Below are 17,520 nucleotides of genomic sequence, written 5' to 3' on the forward strand. Positions count from 1 at the left end.
AATTGCTGCTTTCTTTATCTCATAAGCTTTTTAGCCTATTTTGTCGCCCCGTCAGATATTGCTGCCAAGATTTCTCTTGGCTCCAGTGGTGCGATCGCAATGCCAAAATGAAGTAACCGTACCACTGATAATTCTTAAGGAACTTGAGGTATTCCTGCTCCTGCTGTTGATATGTTCCTCGTTTATCCTCTCGTTTAATCCAAGGGATTTGTTCTAATAAACGAATACGTACTGCAAGGAATTCTTTTTGTTGCTCGATAGAGAACCACTTAGATTCTTGACAAGCAGGTCCTAAAGTCCAACCGTCCAAGAAAGCTTGCTTGTGAATTGAGAGAAACAATTCAAATGGATTCTTAAATGGGTAAACAATATTGTGTTTGGCAACCCATTGCTGAATGTAGCATTCTCCACTCTTGATGAGTTGATACTCTGCTAAGTCAACGTTGGTAATGAGATCAAGATTGTGGATGCTAGTTTCTGGCAGATATTCCTCGAATAAACCTTGCTTTTCAAGAGGATTTGGAATCACACCCAAAAGTTTATGAGCAAATAGAACCCCTCTAGCTTGATGTAAGTAATGGAGAGTTTTCAGCCAGTAGCCTTGGTTCTGGTTTTTAGGTATGACTCCTGCTAGCATTGAAATTTCGCCAAAAGCCTTAGCGATGGTAAAAAATTGCTTTGCGTCAGAGGTGTCTGGAATGTAAATTTCGGCGAAGGGAATAAGACGTCTTTCAATCCGCAAGAGTTCATCATCTTCTCTGGCACGGTTCATCCACGCATCCAAGTCGGATTTGATAACAGGCGATTGCCGACGCAGTTTTTGTGGAGTTCGAAACAAACATTTGGGAGCTAAAATGAGTGGCAATTCTTGTAAGGCTTTTGGTCTCTCAAACATAGACTCTGCCCACTCAAGAATTTCCGACTCACTCATGTTATTGATATTATGAGGTGAATGGTAACAGTACATAGAATTTGCACCGATAAAAAGAGCTTTCGGTCTTTGTCCGCCTTATATAAACTCAGGGCTATTTCATTCTAAATGTAGACGCGTGGCTAAGGATATTTTTCTTTTTCAGAATGCCCAGCGTTTGGGTTATCGCATCACTATGGTGTCGGTGCTGGGTCGAGTCAAGGATAGTTTATTGCAGTTAAAACGTCTGGTGGATTTCTGCGGCGACAAAGTTGATTATGTGGTGGTGAAAAATCTCTACTGGGGTGATGAACACAAGTTCACTCGCTACAACAATTCTAAGATGAAGCAGGCTGTGGAAGCGTTGGGGGCGATTGAACTGTTATTGCCTGAGTTATATGACGATATTTTTGACCTCGTTGACTCGAAGGATCTTACTTTCAGGGAGGCACTAGAGCATGAGGATTTTAGTTTGAGTAATCAATCGAGAGTTTATGGCTGGATTGATGCGGTTGAAACTGAGTTTTCTAAGGCGGCTATACAGTTGGGGTTAGAGTAATGGCGATCGCAAATGGTAAGGGGAATGGTGCGGTATCTCATTTAGATAGGTTGCTGTCAGAAAAGCCGCCGGAGTTTCAAGCTAAGGTGTTGCGATTTGCGCTGGATTCTGGGATGAAACAGGATGACCCAGCTTTTAGGTTAGTGCAGTACATTGGGTACTTGGCACAACTGACAGAAACTGCTCCAAACGATTGGAAATTATTGTTTGAAAATTTACAGGTAGAGCTAAACGAATGGAGCCAACTGACGGCGGAGCAATTGAAGATTCAAGCCGACCACACGGAGAACATCAAAAATCTAGCGACCAGTTGCAATCAGCTAGGGACAGCCTTGAGCGCATTAAATCTAACATCTCAGCAACAACTCAAGCAATTAACGAGCTTAACCAAACTCTCCGAGAATTTGAACAATATCTCCCCCAGGCAACCAGAGACATTGAGCCAACCGTTGCGAGAGGAATTGAAAGAAGTCAAGGAGATGATCTCTCTAATGAACCAAAAAGGCGTGGAATCAGACGCTAAAAGTTGGGCGAGAGCTTTTATTATTCGGCTTTTTTCTCCGGTCACATTTTTTATTCTGTTTTGGTTTTATTCACACCTTTTTCCCATCAGTGTTCCTTATGAAACTACCAAGTCTCTGGAAAAGATTTTGGAGCAGACTGGTTGGACTAATACTAAGCTGCAACGGGTTGAAAAACGTTTGGGGACAGATCGGTATTGAGCCGAGATACAAGTAAAAACCTGCAAGATGGTCTGGAAACTCATGCTATATATAGGGTTCAGGCATTTTTAAGTAAAATTGGCAGAAGATCGCAAATCTTGGGTATGTATCGCTACAAGAACTGGAGTATTTATTAATTTTATTTACAGGTTTTACAGCAAGGACTTTGACCATCTTTTGCCTTTAATTGTCTGCAACTATTGTATAGAAAGGTTTGTAGCCAAATTGAGAGCATCTTACCACAGAGTATTTATAATTCTCTTGGGTAGGCGAAAAGCAAATATGGGGTCAGAAGTGCCAGTGCATTCATGCACAAATTCTTACTAGACATCAAAAATACTAGAACGTATATATAGCAAGGCTTTCCAGACCATCTTGCAGGTTTTTACACGTATCTCGGCTCAATACCAGATCCAAACTCTAGGCGGCGGTAAAAATCTGCTGTTTCAAAGCTGATTTAGAAGAAATGGGTCTGCATTACACCAAATAGCCTAAATGTGTAATACTGCACGAATTACGAGACGGAACAATAAGTTAACTATAAATTTTTACTTAATTACTGTATTAAGAATCAAAATTATATGGTAATAGATTATAATGCCGCTTAACCAAGTAGCACATGAAGCCACTTACTGCTGGTGAGAGCATCACTCTTGCTTTAACAAAAGCTTTTTAATCCACTATTGAAAAAGAATAATATTAATGGCTATTATCAAAAGTCAAGACTCAGTTAATGGTGAAGAAGTTACTATTTATATTGAAGTAGATAAAATTTCTATAGTTAGTGATGAGTATGGAGAATTGCGAGGTATTGATACATTCAAAGTTGTAGATAAAGTTCGTGATGTCTTCGGTGAAGCCATGAGGTTAACTCGTGATTGTGCAAAACGAGTAGTCCAAAGTGTCGAACAGATGGATAAAGCTACAAGACCAGAGGAATTTGAAATTAAACTTGCCATCAAGTTGGATTCTGAGGTTGGTGCAGTTATCGCAAAAGCTAGTACAGGCGCACAAATAGAAGTCACAATGAAATGGAAACCTAAAGAACAGTCCTGAGATGCGAAACTCCTACAATTAGTAGACCGAAAAGTTTTCCAGAAACCTTACCAATCGTTTATTCGAGTTGAGAAACACAATTTGCTGGCAATTCCTTTAGAGTCTGCTTTTCAAGGAGCGAGCATTGTTGGTAGGTTAACAGTGGAGTGCAAGTAATCGCAATCATCAGCCTCAAGACGCTATATCTACCCCAAATTATAAATTACTCTTTTGTACCTGCAATCGAAAAAAATGCACTCCTCCTAATAAATCCCCACCAACAACTCTCACTCCATCGGGTGCAACAACACAGCAAAAGATGGGATTATCTCCAGTAAAACTCCCAATTACTTCTCCTGTTTGCCAATTCCAGACTTTGAGGGTCTGGTCAAAGGAACTAGAAATCACGTACTTGCCATCTGGGGTGAGGGCAACTGCAAATACTAAGCTATTGTGAATTGCTAGGGTACGCAGTTGTTCTCCTGTTTGCCAATTCCAGATTTTGAGAGTATTGTCATTGGAAGCAGAAATCACGTACTTGCCATCTGGGGTGAGGGCAACTGCATTTACTCGGCGATTATGACCCGCCAAGGTACGCAGTTGTTCTCCTGTTTGCCAATTCCAGACTTTGAGGGTCTTGTCATCGGAACCAGAAATCACGTACTTGCCATCTGGAGTGACAGCAACTGCAAATACTGAGTTACTGTGACCCGTCAGGGTACGCAGTTGTTCTCCTGTTTGCCAATCCCAGACTTTGAGGGTTTTGTCAAAAGAAGCAGAAATCACGTACTTGCCATCTGGAGTGAGGGCAACTGCAAATACCGAGCCACTGTGACCCGCCAGGGTACGCAGTTGTTCTCCTGTTTGCCAATTCCAGATTTTGAGGGTTTGGTCAGAGGAACCAAAAATCACGTACTTGCCATCTGGGGTGACGGCAACTGCAAATACCGAGCCACTGTGACCGGCCAAGGTACGCAGTTGTTCTCCTGTTTGCCAATTCCAGATTTTGAGGGTTTGGTCATTGGAACCAGAAATCACGTACTTGCCATCTGGGGTGAGAGTAACTGCACTTACCGAGCTACTGTGACCCGCCAGGTTACGCAGTTGTTCATCTGTTTGCCAATTCCAGACTTTGAGGGTTTTGTCAGAGGAACCAGAAATCACGTACTTGCCATCTGGGGTGACGGCAACTGCATTTACCGAGCTACTGTAACCCGCCAGGGTACGCAGTTGTTCTCCTGTTTGCCAATTCCAGATTTTGAGGGTTTGGTCAGAGGAACCAAAAATCACGTACTTGCCATCTGGGGTGACGGCAACTGCAAATACCGAGCCACTGTGACCCGCCAGGGTACGCAGTTGTTCTCCTGTTTGCCAATTCCAGATTTTGAGAGTATTGTCATTGGAAGCAGAAATCACGTACTTGCCATCTGGGGTGAGGGCAACTGCATTTACTCGGCGATTATGACCCGCCAAGGTACGCAGTTGTTCTCCTGTTTGCCAATTCCAGACTTTGAGGGTCTTGTCATCGGAACCAGAAATCACGTACTTGCCATCTGGAGTGACAGCAACTGCAAATACTGAGTTACTGTGACCCGTCAGGGTACGCAGTTGTTCTCCTGTTTGCCAATCCCAGACTTTGAGGGTTTTGTCAAAAGAAGCAGAAATCACGTACTTGCCATCTGGGGTGACGGCAACTGCAATTACCAACTCACTATGACCCACCAGGGTACACAGTTGTTCTCCTGTTTGCCAATTCCAGACTTTGAGGGTCTTGTCATCGGAACCAGAAATCACGTACTTGCCATCTGGAGTGACAGCAACTGCAAATACTGAGTTACTGTGACCCGTCAGGGTACGCAGTTGTTCTCCTGTTTGCCAATCCCAGACTTTGAGGGTTTTGTCAAAAGAAGCAGAAATCACGTACTTGCCATCTGGGGTGACGGCAACTGCAATTACCAACTCACTATGACCCACCAGGGTACACAGTTGTTCTCCTGTTTGCCAATTCCAGACTTTGAGGGTTTGGTCAGAGGAACCAGAAATCACGTACTTGCCATCTGGGGTGAGGGCGACTGCATTTACCGAGCTACTGTGATCCGTCAGGGTACGCAGTTGTTCTCCTATTTGCCAATTCCAGACTTTGAGGGTCTTGTCATTGGAACTAGAAATTACGTACTTGCCATCTGGGCTGACCGCAACTGCATTTATCCGATGACTATGACCCGCCAAGGTACTTACTAAGGAGCCGCCAGGAGGATTTAAGCTTCCTGTTTGTGGAAGTAAGCAAGGAGTTGTACTTTGCTGCGCTTGAATTAATAATTTCTTAATTTCTAAACTTTCAAAACCCAACAACCGTCCTAATAATTGCCCTGCCAATTGCTGTTTATCTTGATTTAAAATATGTACCGAAAGTCGCAATGCACCTTGAATTAACTGTAAATTATTATCTTCTAGTAAAAAATTATAATCTGCTATTAAAGCATTAATATCAGTGCTTTCCAACTTCGCTTCTAACCAACGAAAATCACACAGCAGTTGTTGTAATTCTCTGTCCCTTCCCCCTGCTAGCAAGTGATAGGCTAAATTTTGCCAGATATAACCGTCATTATCTAAACTATGCCAACCTGAAGGATAGTTTTCGCTGTAAGCATTTAATAGGCGATTGTGTAAACACTCTATCCCCGAACTTTCTTTTGCTAAGGTGGTGTGCTGCTTTCTGACATAATCAAACTGCAAGTCATGCAACCGCAAATTTCCCACTTCATCCCGCAAAGCCAGAGATTTACTCACCAATTCATCAATGATATCTTGGGTATCAAACTCATCTAACCCCAAGGGTTGCCAAAAAGTCTGCAAAACTACTTCTGATATGGGTGTATCTTCAGGAAAGACCGCAAAATCTAAATATCGCTGTTGGCAATTCTCATCTAAATCGTCCACACTCACCTGAATTGCCTTGAGTAAATTCGGATAAGGATAATCGGGAAACTGTTGTTTAATTTTTTCTAAATCAGCACTACGTAGTTTTTCTAAAATATTCTGCCAGCGATTTGGCGGTTTCCCCCGCATCATCGCCCCTACCATCGCCAATGCTAAGGGCAAATTTCCACATTCCCGCGCTACTTGTAAGGCGACATCATTTTGCGGTTTGGGGTACATAATCTCTGGTTGATTTGCCCAATCTGCCAAAAGTGCTAACGCCTGTTGTCGATCTAAAACCGCCAGATGATATTCTTCCCCTCCTAAACCCGTAACTATCGCTGTATCACGGGTGGTAACTAACATTTGACAGCGTTCTCCTAAAACATCAAACGCCATCGCATCATCCAAATGCCAAACATCATCCAGAATCAGCAAGCAAGCTTTATCTGCAAACAACTCCCGCAACCGCGCTTTCGCCAATCCAATTTTGGTAAAAGCCGCTTGCTTATCGCCCAATGCTTGAGCAAGATAGGATTGCCAAGTTAAAATCTGGTTATTTTCTTTTCCCAATGTTACCCAAAACACCCCATCAGGAAACGCCTTTCTAACTTCTTCATCCCGAGACAGGGCTGTAGCTAAGACTGTTTTTCCAATTCCCCCCATTCCTTGCACACCAAGACTTCGGCTTTTCCCTGTAATTACCATATGTTGATTTGTGCCATCAAGTACTTGTTTTTTTAAAGGAGCTAGTTGTTCGGGACGGGGTAAAAAGTGTGGCGGTAAGTTTGGTACATCACCAATAAGTTTACCTAAATATGATGCCTCAGGTTCAACATCATCAACTAGTTTTTTTTTAATTCCTCGGCTAAATCACCTCGCTTAATATCAATCAAAGCTGATTCTAGTTCACCAAGTCGATTTCTTTGCTCTAACCACTCCCAAATACTTTGGGGTTCTCTTCCCGGTTTAAAACCAGCAAGTTCGTGTGGTTGAATCTCGAAATAATCTGCTAAAACTTGCCAATCTTGCGTCAACCTTTGGCAAATAAAAATTTTAGTTCGACCAGAAATTTGTATATTATTAGTACGTGGTTTTATCACTAGTGGATTAATTATTCTATTTTCAAAATTAGGATTCTTTTTAAGTACAGGGATAGCATTGGCTGATAACCCAGCTAAACCAATGGCATTACAACCAAGATTAAAAGCAAACTCCACAGGTGAAACTTTATCCTGTTCAGGATCGTAACCTGCCAAACCATCATAAAAACCTACAGTAAATTCAATTGCTGGTTTATCGTTAATAGGCGCATTCATCCCAATCACATAATTAATATGTTGGACAATAGCGTTCGCCTGAACTTCTGAATAACAAGCATTAAGCAATACACACTCAATCTGTGTAGCAAAATTGTTAAATAAATCTGCTAGTACTTCCCCCGTCACAAACTGGAGATTTCCCACATTATTTTGAAAGCATAAACCTTGAGTTCCCACACCATGTCCACAAAAATGAATAATATTCGGTCGAAAATCTAGAATCGCTCGTCGAATATCTTTTGGACGTACTGCCCATTCTTGTTCAATAAGAAATTGATCCCGATACCGTGCCAACTGCAACGCTTCTTTGATATCACGCACTTCCTCAGCCAAATTTAAATTTTTTGTCTCTTTGGGATTTGCTGCCAAAATTAAAATTTTTCTGACTTTTGCGTTGCTATTCATAAGAGACAAGAAAATTTGGATTAATTTTCAGTATATTGATATATTGCAGCATTTTGTATAAGACAGTTTGCTTTGTACTTCTTTGCCATCCCTTCAATCACAAAAAGTAAGAAATAGCACCGACCGGGCAACAGCGATGCACAGTAATGGCTCTCAGAAGTCTCTCTCTACCTACCTTTCAAGTTGTAATTAAGAAATACCTTTACAAGTTTTGCTTAGAGGCAGGTCAGAGAAACGTTACTCTGACCATGCTTTTTAATCCCAGTCACTTTGTGCAGACTGTGATCGCACCATGTTCTTAAATTTTGTTAAGTGTGCATCAAACAGTAGTTGGATTGTGCCTGTGGCCCCATCGCGGTTTTTAGCAAGGATAATCTCTGCAATTCCTTTCTCTTGCGTGTTTTGGTCGTAATATTCATCACGATATAACATGATTACTTTGTCCGCGTCCTGCTCAATCCCGCCACTGTCACGTAAATCTGAGAGCATGGGGCGTTTGTTATTACGGTTTTCTACTGCTCTTGATAGTTGCGATAAACACATAACAGGGGTCTGTAACTTCATTGCTAAACGCTTCAGTCCGCGTGTCAGCTTTTCTATCTCATTGTTTCTGTTGCCCCCGGAGTTACCATCCATCAGTTGCAGATAATCCACAACGATTAACCCCAAATCACGGCGCTCTTGTGCCATGATTTTACGACACTCAGATTCTATATAGCTCAGTGATGGGTCTGGGCGGTCATCGAGGTAAACAGGTAGCTCTGATAGTGTACCGATGCCCTGTGATAGTGGTTCCCATTGTTTGTTAGAAATGCGCCCTGTTTTCAAGTAGCCGCTTTCTATGCCAGCCTCACCTGAAAGCGCACGCATGGCAATCTGTAGCTTTGACATTTCCAGACTGAACACGACAACCGGAAACTGGTAAGCTTGGGCGAGATAAAAAGCTATCTGAGCCGCAAACGCTGATTTCCCCATCGCCGGACGACCCGCAACGATGACTAAATCATTGCGGTTGAATCCGCAAGTCATTGCATCAAGATCATAAAAGCCTGTGGGAATGCCAGGTAATACCTTACCTTGGCTGCGGTCTTCAATATCCTGAAACAGATTAATCACCACATCGGAAATGTGGCTGGCCCCCGCATTATCAGACGAACGCTGCAACTCATAAATAAAGTCCTGTAATTGTGAGAAGGCTTCCTCTAAGGGCGTTTCTTCATTGGATTTGTGCTGCAACTCACTTGCAAGGCTTCCCAGTCTACCTAGTTCCCGGCGCTTCCATTTTTCCACAACTAGACCTGCCAGCGCATCAATGTTAACTGCTGATACTGTAGAGTCAACCAGCGATGCTAACTTGTTTCGCCCGCCGATAATTTCTAACAAACCATTATCGGCTAAATAATTCGTGATCATCAACAAATCTGTGGGCAATTCTTGGGCATTCAGTCTCTGCGCTGCGTTGTATATACGACCATGAGCGCTGATATAGAAGTGATGCGGCTTCAAAATGTCGCGGACACGTTCTATGGCTACTGGGTCAAGCAAGATGCCCCCAAGTATCGCTTCCTCAGATTCAATGCTCTGTGGTGGTAGCTTATTGGCTATCGTAGCAAAAGGAATTACGTTGTCGTCACTGGCGTACATATTAACCTTTGAGTTCGATTAGGTCTAAATTTTTACAGTCATACATCCAAAACCCTGAAGAGAAGGGGCTTGGTCAATCGGGAATATCTACAAATCTTTCAGGAAACTTGGCGCTTGCCCATTCGTACCATTTGGCAGATACTTTATGCTTGCAAAACTTAGATAGTCCCTCAGACTGGAGCATACTGTAGTAGTGATCGTGCAGCCACGCCTCCCAACTAGGAAAATCGTAGCGCTGACGCTGTTTCTCTACTTCTGCGGGGTCATCAGCGAAGTTGTTAATTTTGCGATGTAATGTCCTGCAACCCGCTTTCCATTGCTCAAATAAGCAAAATATCTCTGTACTACCTTCATCTTTTTTAGAAAGCACTGTGGCTACGTATGGGGCTACGTTATTAATGTCTTTGCTCTGCGATCGCTGATAGGTCTGATAGTAAAGCAGGAAATCCACTTCTTTAACTGGGTCATCACTGAAAACCAAGATTTGAGAATGATTCTCACGCGCCGCGCCGGAATTTAGATCCTCATGAGTGGATTTCTCGTTAGTTGCAGAGACTTTCTCTTTATTAACAGCGTAGTGATTATCTAGAAGTGCTTTTTCTTGGTCAGTTTCTTTGTTCCTCTTTTCCTCTTTTTTTTTCCCTCCATCGCTCTTAGAGGGATTGACTTTATTAGAGGTATTTAAGAGGGAATTACTTTCTAGCTCTGTCAGACCTACCCCCCTAGCTCTGTCAGACCTACCCCCTAGCTCTGTCAGACCTACCCCCCCGTTCTGAGAGACCTGGGTAAGGGTAGGTCTGTGTGAGCTATCCGTACAAAACTCTTTAATAATCGGTATAGGGTTTGACCAATTGCGTCTAGGCGCAACACGATAAATGCAAGTTGTACCGGGGCGAGACTCTTTGATAATCAAGCCATGTGTCGTTAAAGTCTTTAGCGATCGCTTGACCTGCGCTTCCGACATCCGACAACCTGCCGCCATGTTCTTATTGCTTTCAAAGGCTTCTCCCTTGCCAGCACGTCTTACGATTCGGCTATATATACGAAATGAATATGGATCAAGCCCAAAATCGTCTAATTCTTTGTGGACAAAAATAAAATTAAAATCATCTCTGTCGTCATGTGCTATATAGCCATGTGCTTGTTCTACATTTCGAGAGTTCATTATGTTACATTCCGAAGTATTTGTAATATTTCGGATAACTCCCTTGCAACGCGAACGCAGAACTGCTTATCATAGAGTCAGCGATCGCGGTTCCGAAAAGTCCTACCACAGACAATTTCGTTTCGGAGTTACCGCTTGTGTACAGCCAAATAATCAAGAAACCCGCTTAGATTCCCGTCCGAGCGGGTTTCTTGATTGGAACACGGGGCAAACATTTGGCTAACTGTCTGCCCTTTGGCTCTCTCATATCCTTGCCCTGTCGCTCTTGGATATTACACCCAGTTTCACGCCTTACTGGGACAGCGTTTTTGCCTATCCAGGCTCCATTGCTCTCCCGCTTCAGTCTCCACATCCGCAAGTTCGCATAATCAACCCCGTAAGCGGGGCAACTGTATATATATATTGTTTTAAGCGCTCGTCTATATCGTTTAGCCGCTCTGTTATGTCCTGTGGCTGGTCGGTGTTGATCATTTATCCTCCTTGTCTTCTTTAATTTCTTCTGGTGGAACCCAGTAAATTAACTCGCTGGGCTGGACACGGTAAAAATCGCAGATTTTGTTTAAAGCTGTAACTTGTGGTATCCAATCAGGATTATCGTATAAGTTGTAAGCGGTACTGGGTGCTATGCCCGTATCTTTTTGAAAGCGATAGCGAGTAATCCCCAAACCGTCTACAAATTTCTTGACTTGGTTCCTTATAGGCATTCAGTAACAATAAACGGTTATCAATACAACCATTTATCATTGCTAATTTCCAACCGTTAGTAAATGCCAATCGATTTATATTAATGAGCGCTTGACATTAATGAGCGGTTTTAGTTAATATCATAGTGTCCGGGTTATCGATACGTCAATAGCCCGGACACAGTTATCTAGCTATAAACACAGATTATCTGTATTGCGTCCGCTCTATATCTGCGGTCGTGGTAATTGTGCGTGGGAGCATCACAAGCGAGGATTCATGCATATCAATTTACGCAACGCAAGAAGCAATCAACGAACTACCTCTTGAGAGAACAATGCTTAATCAAAATCAATTACGAAGGTTAGAAGCAATAGATCGCTGGCTCAGAGAAATTCGAGATTCGGAAGAGTTCAGACAACTAGAATACTCTCCAGATGTGATGATAGGGGATGCAATACAAGCAGTGGGCGAACTACTTGACTTTCACGTTCATTGTAATTCCAAGCCCTTGAATTTTACTGATCAAGAGTGGCATTCATATCTAGAACAGAAGCCAGTAATGCACATTCGCCGTGTAATTCATTGGCGTGAAAAGATTAACTCATTCATTCAAGATGCTGCGTCAGAAGTAGCAATTCTGAGCTTACTAACAACAGGTTTTATGGTTGTTGGTTCTATCTTTTGTCACGGCTTTGACCGCATTGAGGAAAGTAGAGGCGACCAATATCAACCCACATGGATCTACAACGCCAAAATTTTTGAAGGAAGCGCCATCGCATCTATCGCGGTCTTCTTAGGTGCAAGCTTAACAGGCGCGTGTGCGGCTGGAGATAAAAATGATGATTGATAAAGAGCTTGTAGGATGCGTCACGCTATTGAGCCAGAGCAAAACTTACTGGATTAATGGAACGCTGTACAGATATTTAACAAGCAGTGACAGTATCAGACACACACAATATTATTTCCGTCCTTTACCGCGTCAGTCTAAGAGCGCTGACTTAAAGCTCAATCGTGACAAGGTGCTAAGACGCTGCTACGAAGTGCCGAGCTTATATAAACAGCATACAGCAGAGATAACTAACAACTCAATACAGTTGAGTTTGTTCTAACCCTTGGTAACATCTAGTACCGCGCAAAACATCCAAAGGCTTTGGTACAAGCGCGTCAACTAGTCCAAAAGGGGCGTATTCGTGGGGGTAAACGAGAAAGTGTCAGTATGTCATCAAAGCTGACAACCCTTGTTATTGCATGGTTATAGCCGATAAAACCAAGGCTAAAACATTTGTCTAAAGTCCAAGATCCAAGGTTATTGATAGTGCCTAGCTAATTTGGCGTATCAGGATAACTGTTTCTAGCTAATTTAGCCTATCAAATAACTGGAATTTACGGATAGTCGGTCAATTTTATACACACTCAAGTAATAAAACAGAGTTAATGTGGCAACAAAAAAATATGTAGCTAAGTATCGCTTGCTCAAAGAAACTTACGAGGGCATCACGGAAAAAGGCATTTCAGATATCACTTGGTATCGCACAGTCGCATCCTTGAAGCAATATTTCTCGCTCTCCATTGAATCCGAAAAAGCCATAAGCATTGTTGAAACCTATGCAGGCATGAAGCGTAAGTGTCCAGCCTTTTCTTTTAGAACCTCTGATTTTAACTCTCGATGGCAAGCCTTTAAACACTTCTATGATGCCCAAGAAGTTCAATACACAGGTCAACAATTCCTAGTAGCGCTGGCAGACTATCTAAAAATCAACCTTGACGACGTACCCCGCAGCACTCGTTATTACTGGTTTAGCCAAGCAACTCTAAGTTATAACGCCCTTCATACTTACCACAGCAAAGATTTAGCCCTTGTTGCGTTTGTTGCTGCTAAATGGGCAATCAACAGACGAACGCAGCCCATGAAATCCGCAACCATCTCAGTTTTAACACTAGCCCTTTAAGGAGCAATCATCATGTCTGACAAATTTACTAACAATGTCCGCGCTCGTTTGTACAAACAGGGTTATCAAGGATTTACCAAAGACGATTACACAACAGCAGCTTTTGCTGTCGAGTGCGATGACCTTGACAATCCAACCAAAGAGCAATTGAGTCAAGCCGTTGACTATCTCAAAGTCAAATCGACAAGCCAATTATCTGTAGTTGATGAACTCGTTGAAGAAACCTTTCTAGTAGGGTTAGAAGATGCACAACCTGACCCGGAACTTGATAACAGTCAGCTTACGGTCGCTTCCCAAGAGATTAACAGCATCACTGTAACAAGCTCAGATAAGCGTTCCTTTGTAACAGCCCAATCATCGGCGCTGGGGTTTGAGTTAACCGAACAAGAAACATTGAGCATTGCTCTTAACGTTGACGACACTTTTACCGACTACAGCCAATTCATCAGTACTGTAACGGCTGCAATCAAGAGCTACGTTGATCAGAAATTTGATGTCATTGAGCAATCATTTGAAACTAACGCCCAAGACTTGCGAGAACACGTAAGCAACAGAGCTTCTAGATTGAACCAAAAGGTTAACAACTTTTCAGGAGACATCAAAGCGGATATGGGAGTCATCCGCCAAAACATTAAAAGCACCAAATTCTCAATCCTCGCAAGGCTCAAGGCGGCTCAATAGTGATGACTTGACGCTGCTTGAGTGCTTGTTTATTCGTTGGGTGAGGATGAGCTACTTCTCAAGAATTGCTGTTAGCTTATGTGCGCTCGGTGCTGTGATTTTACCCTTGTATAGCTGGGTATATCTGCCAATTCTAGAGCAATCAAGCTATCAGCAATATCTCAAACGAAAGTCAGCTATTGAGCAATATGTAAGGCGAATGGAGTACCACTGCAATCAAATCTTTACCCCAGAGAAGGAATATCGCTGTGAAAAGTTCAATGAAGCTAAAGAATCTGGTAACTTCCAAATCACGCCACCTAGAGCGCCAATTAAAAACTAAATTCAATGCATCTACCAACTTAGTAGTCAGAGCGCTAACAGGCGATAAATCCGCCCTAAAGTTGATAGGACAAATGGGTAATGACGGGGCGAAGATTAGCGAATTCGCCCCACAGGTTAGAGAGCAGATGTTAGCTGCTATCAAGGGGACTGAGGACTTAAACGTAGTCCTGAGTGACATCTACAAACAAGCTGGTGTTAGCGGCGAGAAGATTGAAAGAGCAGTACAGTCAGCAATTTTAGCTGATACTCATCTAGCGAATATCTTAGAAGAGATGAAGCTTGATTTTGCTTCATCCAAGGAGAAAGAAGCGCTGCGCCATCAACAATCAACAGACCATTTATTGCTCAAGTCATGGGTGGACAAACACATGATGCAAGTTGACGGTGAATACAAGATGTTACAGGCGGAATTGCAGACAGATATTAGACAACAAACAATTGACCTACAACATGATAGAGAACTGGGCAAGTATTACTTAGAAATGGGTGATAACGCTCGTGATGACTTCAAGCCGAAAAAACAATATGCTGGGCGCTCGATAGTGCAAAAAATCAAGGATGCTCTGCTAGGTTTATGACAGTTCAATCCCGACAGTTACCGCCTGAATTAACTGTCGGGCAAGTAAATATCATAACAGTTATATGACATACGACCTTGAAGAGGATCAAGAGGAATTAGTAAGCGAAATCGCCCCAGATACGCCGTTACCAAAAGACTTGATAGAACATTTAGAGTCGCGCAAGCAGCACCGCAAAGATGTTATCAATACAACTGAAAAATTGACGAGATTCTTTGTCGGTTGGTCGCTAAATTCTACGGGATTCTTTATAGCTAAATATCTCTTAATAACTGGCGGTGGCGTTAATCTCTGGCTGGCAATTTCGCTCTCATTTTCTATATGCAGCGTTGGCTCTTTGGCTGGGTTAACGGGCTTGAGAGTTAATTACAACAGTGACGGACTAGAGGTAGATAATATGCAAAATCTTATAAAAACTGCTGGAGGCTTGGTGTTTGCAGGTATCACAACTTGGTTAGCAGTCAAAGACCATCAATATTTTGAGAATTTGACTAAAGAAACAGTCACGCAGATTAGCCAAGATATTCAAACCATTGAAAAACAGAACCCGCAATCAGACCCTTGGGTAAGTATTGCAGTCGCGTTGGCTTTATTCATTGGCTCTATTGCAATTATTTTTAAGGGGCGGGAATGAAACAGGGTGTTTTCGAGTTAGTACTGGCTGGTGTGTGTGGTGTAGCCGCAATCATCGGGCTAGCAACATCGCAAACACGTCAGCCTTACGACCTGACACAAATTCAATTTTGCCCAAGGTCAGCAAACGGCGTACACAGTCAAATAGCTTTGGATAAGCGTTTTTGCAACCAACCGCGTTTTGTCCTTACTGAAGAATGGCAGCGCTACGGACTGTATGGCAGCATCATTCCGTACAAGGGCGATGCAATTCAATGGGTGCGTGATTTGCCCACAGATAACCCTAATCAGTTGCTTGGATATGGGATTGCAGTTATTGGGCTATGGGGTATTGTGGGTTGTTTGCTCGTGCGTTCGCAACGCCTCAAGCGCACGGATTACGAACTGGGCGAACTGGAAAAGACTGGCGACTATGCAACTTGGCAGCAAAATAAGCACAAACGTGAGATTAAGCAGCATTCAACCCAGCTTTACACTGAACGCTTAAAAGATGGATTAACTGACCTAGACGTTCATTCTCGTAAAGAATTGGGGCTAACCGATGAGGATAACGAACGTGCTAAGGCTCGAATTCAGCTAGAGGATTTTATGAAAGCCCGTGCTGTTAATCATTCTGTGATGGATAAAACCATCTCTGAGAACCTTCGAGACAGGGCGAAAGCCGACCAGGAACGCGGCAAGATTGAGGGCAAAACCAAGAGCGCGATCGCAGACAGTGACAATCATCCTTTGACTGACCAGCACCTCATCAGTAATTTAATCGAAGCGCTCAAGAATCATGAAGGCGGCTGGCTGTGGAAGATTATCGACAATCAAAAACCCCTTTGGGTGCTAGGAGAAGCGGGAAGCGGTAAATCAACCCTAGCAGCTTCAATTGTCATGCTCAGAGAATATCTGTTTGATATGCCTTTGTATCAGCTTATAGATGCACACGCCGGGGAGAATCTCAGAAACGCCTGGAGATATTTAAGCCCTCAGTTGATAGCTAAAACAGAAGAAGAGATTGGTCAAGCTTTTGATGATGCTCGTGAACGATGGCTAGACAGAATTAATAATCAACCTGAGAAGCAATCGCAACAGTTACTAGTTGATGAATTCACTAACTATTCTGAGTCAGATATGACAAAGGAGCCTGCCAAAAAGTTTGTTAAAGCATCTCTTAGTGACCCTAGAAAAGCTGAAGAAAGATTAGTCTGTATCGCCCATTTTTTCACTAATACGGCTGTTGGTGGAAGTGATGGAACTGCTAAAGGTAGAGCCAGAGGAACTATTCAAATTGACCGCAAAACCGCCGATGGTAAGATACCTTTAAAAGTTGCAATAATTAACGGTTTAAACAATTCCGAAGGTGATGCAGAAGTAGATAAAAAGGTGACAATTCCTGGTTGGCTGACTCCCGAAAGCATTCACAAGCATTTTAACGGTCAGCCAATTGATTTTGATGATTAATCGTTAGAAAACCAATTCCTTAGATGTTAAGAACTGGAGTAGTGCGGGTGGTAGACTGCTGAGTTTTGGCCACTCTACGAGTAAATTATTGCCCCTCCCCCACAGCACCCGCTCACCCAGTTGTGCTAGTTGGTAGCCCAGGTTTTGGGTAAGGGTGGTTTTGGCAACACCTCCCGCCTGATTAAAGACTGCGATGATTCGGCTCATAAGTGAGTTGGTTTACCTGCGCCGTTACAATTAAAGATAACTGTTGATGGGACAATCGGTACTGCTTGAAAAGAGATAAAGCTGCTGTTTTCTGAAAAATTTTAATGATATAGGTTGTGACCGAGTGGGAGATTCTTCAAAAATTTTTCGGTCTGGATTGACTTGGCTGGAACCTGACGTGCTAGTTATTTGCTAGTAGATACTTCTCTCTGGATGTTGTTATAGACACTAAACCGACTTTAAGGGCTAAGTATGTACCATCATTGAATTCGCTAACAGCATCGGATGCTACTTAAACCCCCACTAATGAATTATACTTAAGCGACAGCTTTTA

Annotated in this window: 18 protein-coding genes and 1 pseudogene; 12 read left to right on the forward strand and 7 right to left on the reverse strand. The window is 42.8% G+C overall.

Features of this window, described 5'->3' with window-relative positions:
* Nucleotides 1-19 precede the first annotated feature (19 nt).
* Nucleotides 20-895 (reverse strand): hypothetical protein, encoded by an 876-nt coding sequence (locus HWQ38_RS00850; RefSeq protein ID WP_292789226.1) that lies wholly within the window; start codon nucleotides 893-895, stop codon nucleotides 20-22.
* 154 nt (nucleotides 896-1,049) lie between these two features.
* Between HWQ38_RS00850 and HWQ38_RS00855 the strand changes: the two genes are divergently transcribed.
* From HWQ38_RS00855 to HWQ38_RS00865, 3 genes are all read left to right on the forward strand, one after another.
* A complete protein-coding gene (locus HWQ38_RS00855) occupies nucleotides 1,050-1,469 on the forward strand; it encodes a hypothetical protein (RefSeq protein WP_292789227.1) in 420 nt (139 codons plus the stop codon).
* Nucleotides 1,469-2,191 carry a DUF6753 family protein gene (locus HWQ38_RS00860; protein WP_292789229.1) on the forward strand — a complete coding sequence of 241 codons (723 nt, stop codon included), beginning with the start codon at nucleotides 1,469-1,471 and terminating at the stop codon, nucleotides 2,189-2,191. Before HWQ38_RS00855 ends, HWQ38_RS00860 begins: the two co-directional genes overlap by 1 nt.
* Before the next feature lie 702 nt (nucleotides 2,192-2,893).
* Nucleotides 2,894-3,247 (forward strand): CU044_2847 family protein, encoded by a 354-nt coding sequence (locus HWQ38_RS00865; RefSeq protein WP_292789231.1) that lies wholly within the window; start codon nucleotides 2,894-2,896, stop codon nucleotides 3,245-3,247.
* Between the two features lie 195 nt (nucleotides 3,248-3,442).
* Here the strand turns inward: HWQ38_RS00865 and HWQ38_RS00870 are convergent, their stop codons facing one another.
* From HWQ38_RS00870 to HWQ38_RS00885, 4 genes are all read right to left on the reverse strand, one after another.
* A complete protein-coding gene (locus HWQ38_RS00870) occupies nucleotides 3,443-6,853 on the reverse strand; it encodes an NB-ARC domain-containing protein (protein ID WP_292789234.1) in 3,411 nt (1,136 codons plus the stop codon).
* 137 nt (nucleotides 6,854-6,990) lie between these two features.
* Nucleotides 6,991-7,872: a CHAT domain-containing protein gene (locus tag HWQ38_RS00875; protein WP_292789236.1), complete on the reverse strand. Its 882-nt coding sequence runs from the start codon at nucleotides 7,870-7,872 to the stop codon at nucleotides 6,991-6,993.
* 255 nt (nucleotides 7,873-8,127) lie between these two features.
* Complete coding sequence (dnaB, locus tag HWQ38_RS00880; protein WP_292789238.1) at nucleotides 8,128-9,516, reverse strand: replicative DNA helicase; 1,389 nt, start codon at nucleotides 9,514-9,516, stop codon at nucleotides 8,128-8,130.
* A gap of 73 nt (nucleotides 9,517-9,589) precedes the next feature.
* Nucleotides 9,590-10,681, reverse strand: a complete 1,092-nt coding sequence (locus HWQ38_RS00885; RefSeq protein ID WP_292789239.1) for a hypothetical protein — start codon at nucleotides 10,679-10,681, stop codon at nucleotides 9,590-9,592.
* Between the two features lies 1 nt (nucleotide 10,682).
* On the opposite strand from HWQ38_RS00885, the gene HWQ38_RS00890 reads away from it, so the two are divergent.
* A complete protein-coding gene (locus tag HWQ38_RS00890; protein ID WP_114085507.1) occupies nucleotides 10,683-10,904 on the forward strand; it encodes a hypothetical protein in 222 nt (73 codons plus the stop codon).
* 244 nt (nucleotides 10,905-11,148) lie between these two features.
* Here the strand turns inward: HWQ38_RS00890 and HWQ38_RS00895 are convergent, their stop codons facing one another.
* Nucleotides 11,149-11,385, reverse strand: a complete 237-nt coding sequence (locus HWQ38_RS00895) for a helix-turn-helix transcriptional regulator (protein WP_114085508.1) — start codon at nucleotides 11,383-11,385, stop codon at nucleotides 11,149-11,151.
* Between the two features lie 314 nt (nucleotides 11,386-11,699).
* Here HWQ38_RS00895 and HWQ38_RS00900 point away from each other — a divergent pair, with 314 nt between their 5' ends.
* The 8 genes from HWQ38_RS00900 to HWQ38_RS00935 all read left to right on the forward strand — a co-directional run bounded on the left by HWQ38_RS00900 (nucleotide 11,700) and on the right by HWQ38_RS00935 (nucleotide 16,979).
* A complete protein-coding gene (locus HWQ38_RS00900) occupies nucleotides 11,700-12,212 on the forward strand; it encodes a hypothetical protein (RefSeq protein WP_292789241.1) in 513 nt (170 codons plus the stop codon).
* Nucleotides 12,202-12,474, forward strand: coding sequence for a hypothetical protein (locus HWQ38_RS00905; RefSeq protein WP_292789243.1), 273 nt, complete (start codon nucleotides 12,202-12,204; stop codon nucleotides 12,472-12,474). Before HWQ38_RS00900 ends, HWQ38_RS00905 begins: the two co-directional genes overlap by 11 nt.
* A gap of 327 nt (nucleotides 12,475-12,801) precedes the next feature.
* Complete coding sequence (locus tag HWQ38_RS00910) at nucleotides 12,802-13,314, forward strand: hypothetical protein (protein ID WP_292789246.1); 513 nt, start codon at nucleotides 12,802-12,804, stop codon at nucleotides 13,312-13,314.
* 12 nt (nucleotides 13,315-13,326) lie between these two features.
* Nucleotides 13,327-13,995: a hypothetical protein gene (locus tag HWQ38_RS00915; protein ID WP_292789249.1), complete on the forward strand. Its 669-nt coding sequence runs from the start codon at nucleotides 13,327-13,329 to the stop codon at nucleotides 13,993-13,995.
* Nucleotides 13,996-14,041: 46 nt separating this feature from the next.
* Nucleotides 14,042-14,317: a hypothetical protein gene (locus HWQ38_RS00920; RefSeq protein WP_292789252.1), complete on the forward strand. Its 276-nt coding sequence runs from the start codon at nucleotides 14,042-14,044 to the stop codon at nucleotides 14,315-14,317.
* A complete protein-coding gene (locus HWQ38_RS00925; RefSeq protein ID WP_292789254.1) occupies nucleotides 14,256-14,897 on the forward strand; it encodes a hypothetical protein in 642 nt (213 codons plus the stop codon). The genes HWQ38_RS00920 and HWQ38_RS00925 overlap by 62 nt, the downstream gene beginning before the upstream one ends.
* Nucleotides 14,898-14,961: 64 nt before the next feature.
* Nucleotides 14,962-15,531, forward strand: a complete 570-nt coding sequence (locus HWQ38_RS00930) for a hypothetical protein (RefSeq protein WP_292789072.1) — start codon at nucleotides 14,962-14,964, stop codon at nucleotides 15,529-15,531.
* Complete coding sequence (locus HWQ38_RS00935) at nucleotides 15,528-16,979, forward strand: hypothetical protein (RefSeq protein ID WP_292789257.1); 1,452 nt, start codon at nucleotides 15,528-15,530, stop codon at nucleotides 16,977-16,979. Before HWQ38_RS00930 ends, HWQ38_RS00935 begins: the two co-directional genes overlap by 4 nt.
* 105 nt (nucleotides 16,980-17,084) lie before the next feature.
* Here HWQ38_RS00935 and HWQ38_RS00940 read toward each other — a convergent pair.
* Nucleotides 17,085-17,186 (reverse strand): annotated as a pseudogene (locus HWQ38_RS00940) (AAA family ATPase); the annotation flags it as partial.
* Between the last annotated feature and the right edge of the window lie 334 nt (nucleotides 17,187-17,520).

This window comes from Nostoc sp. NMS7 (genome assembly GCF_017115085.1).
GTDB lineage: Bacteria > Cyanobacteriota > Cyanobacteriia > Cyanobacteriales > Nostocaceae > Nostoc.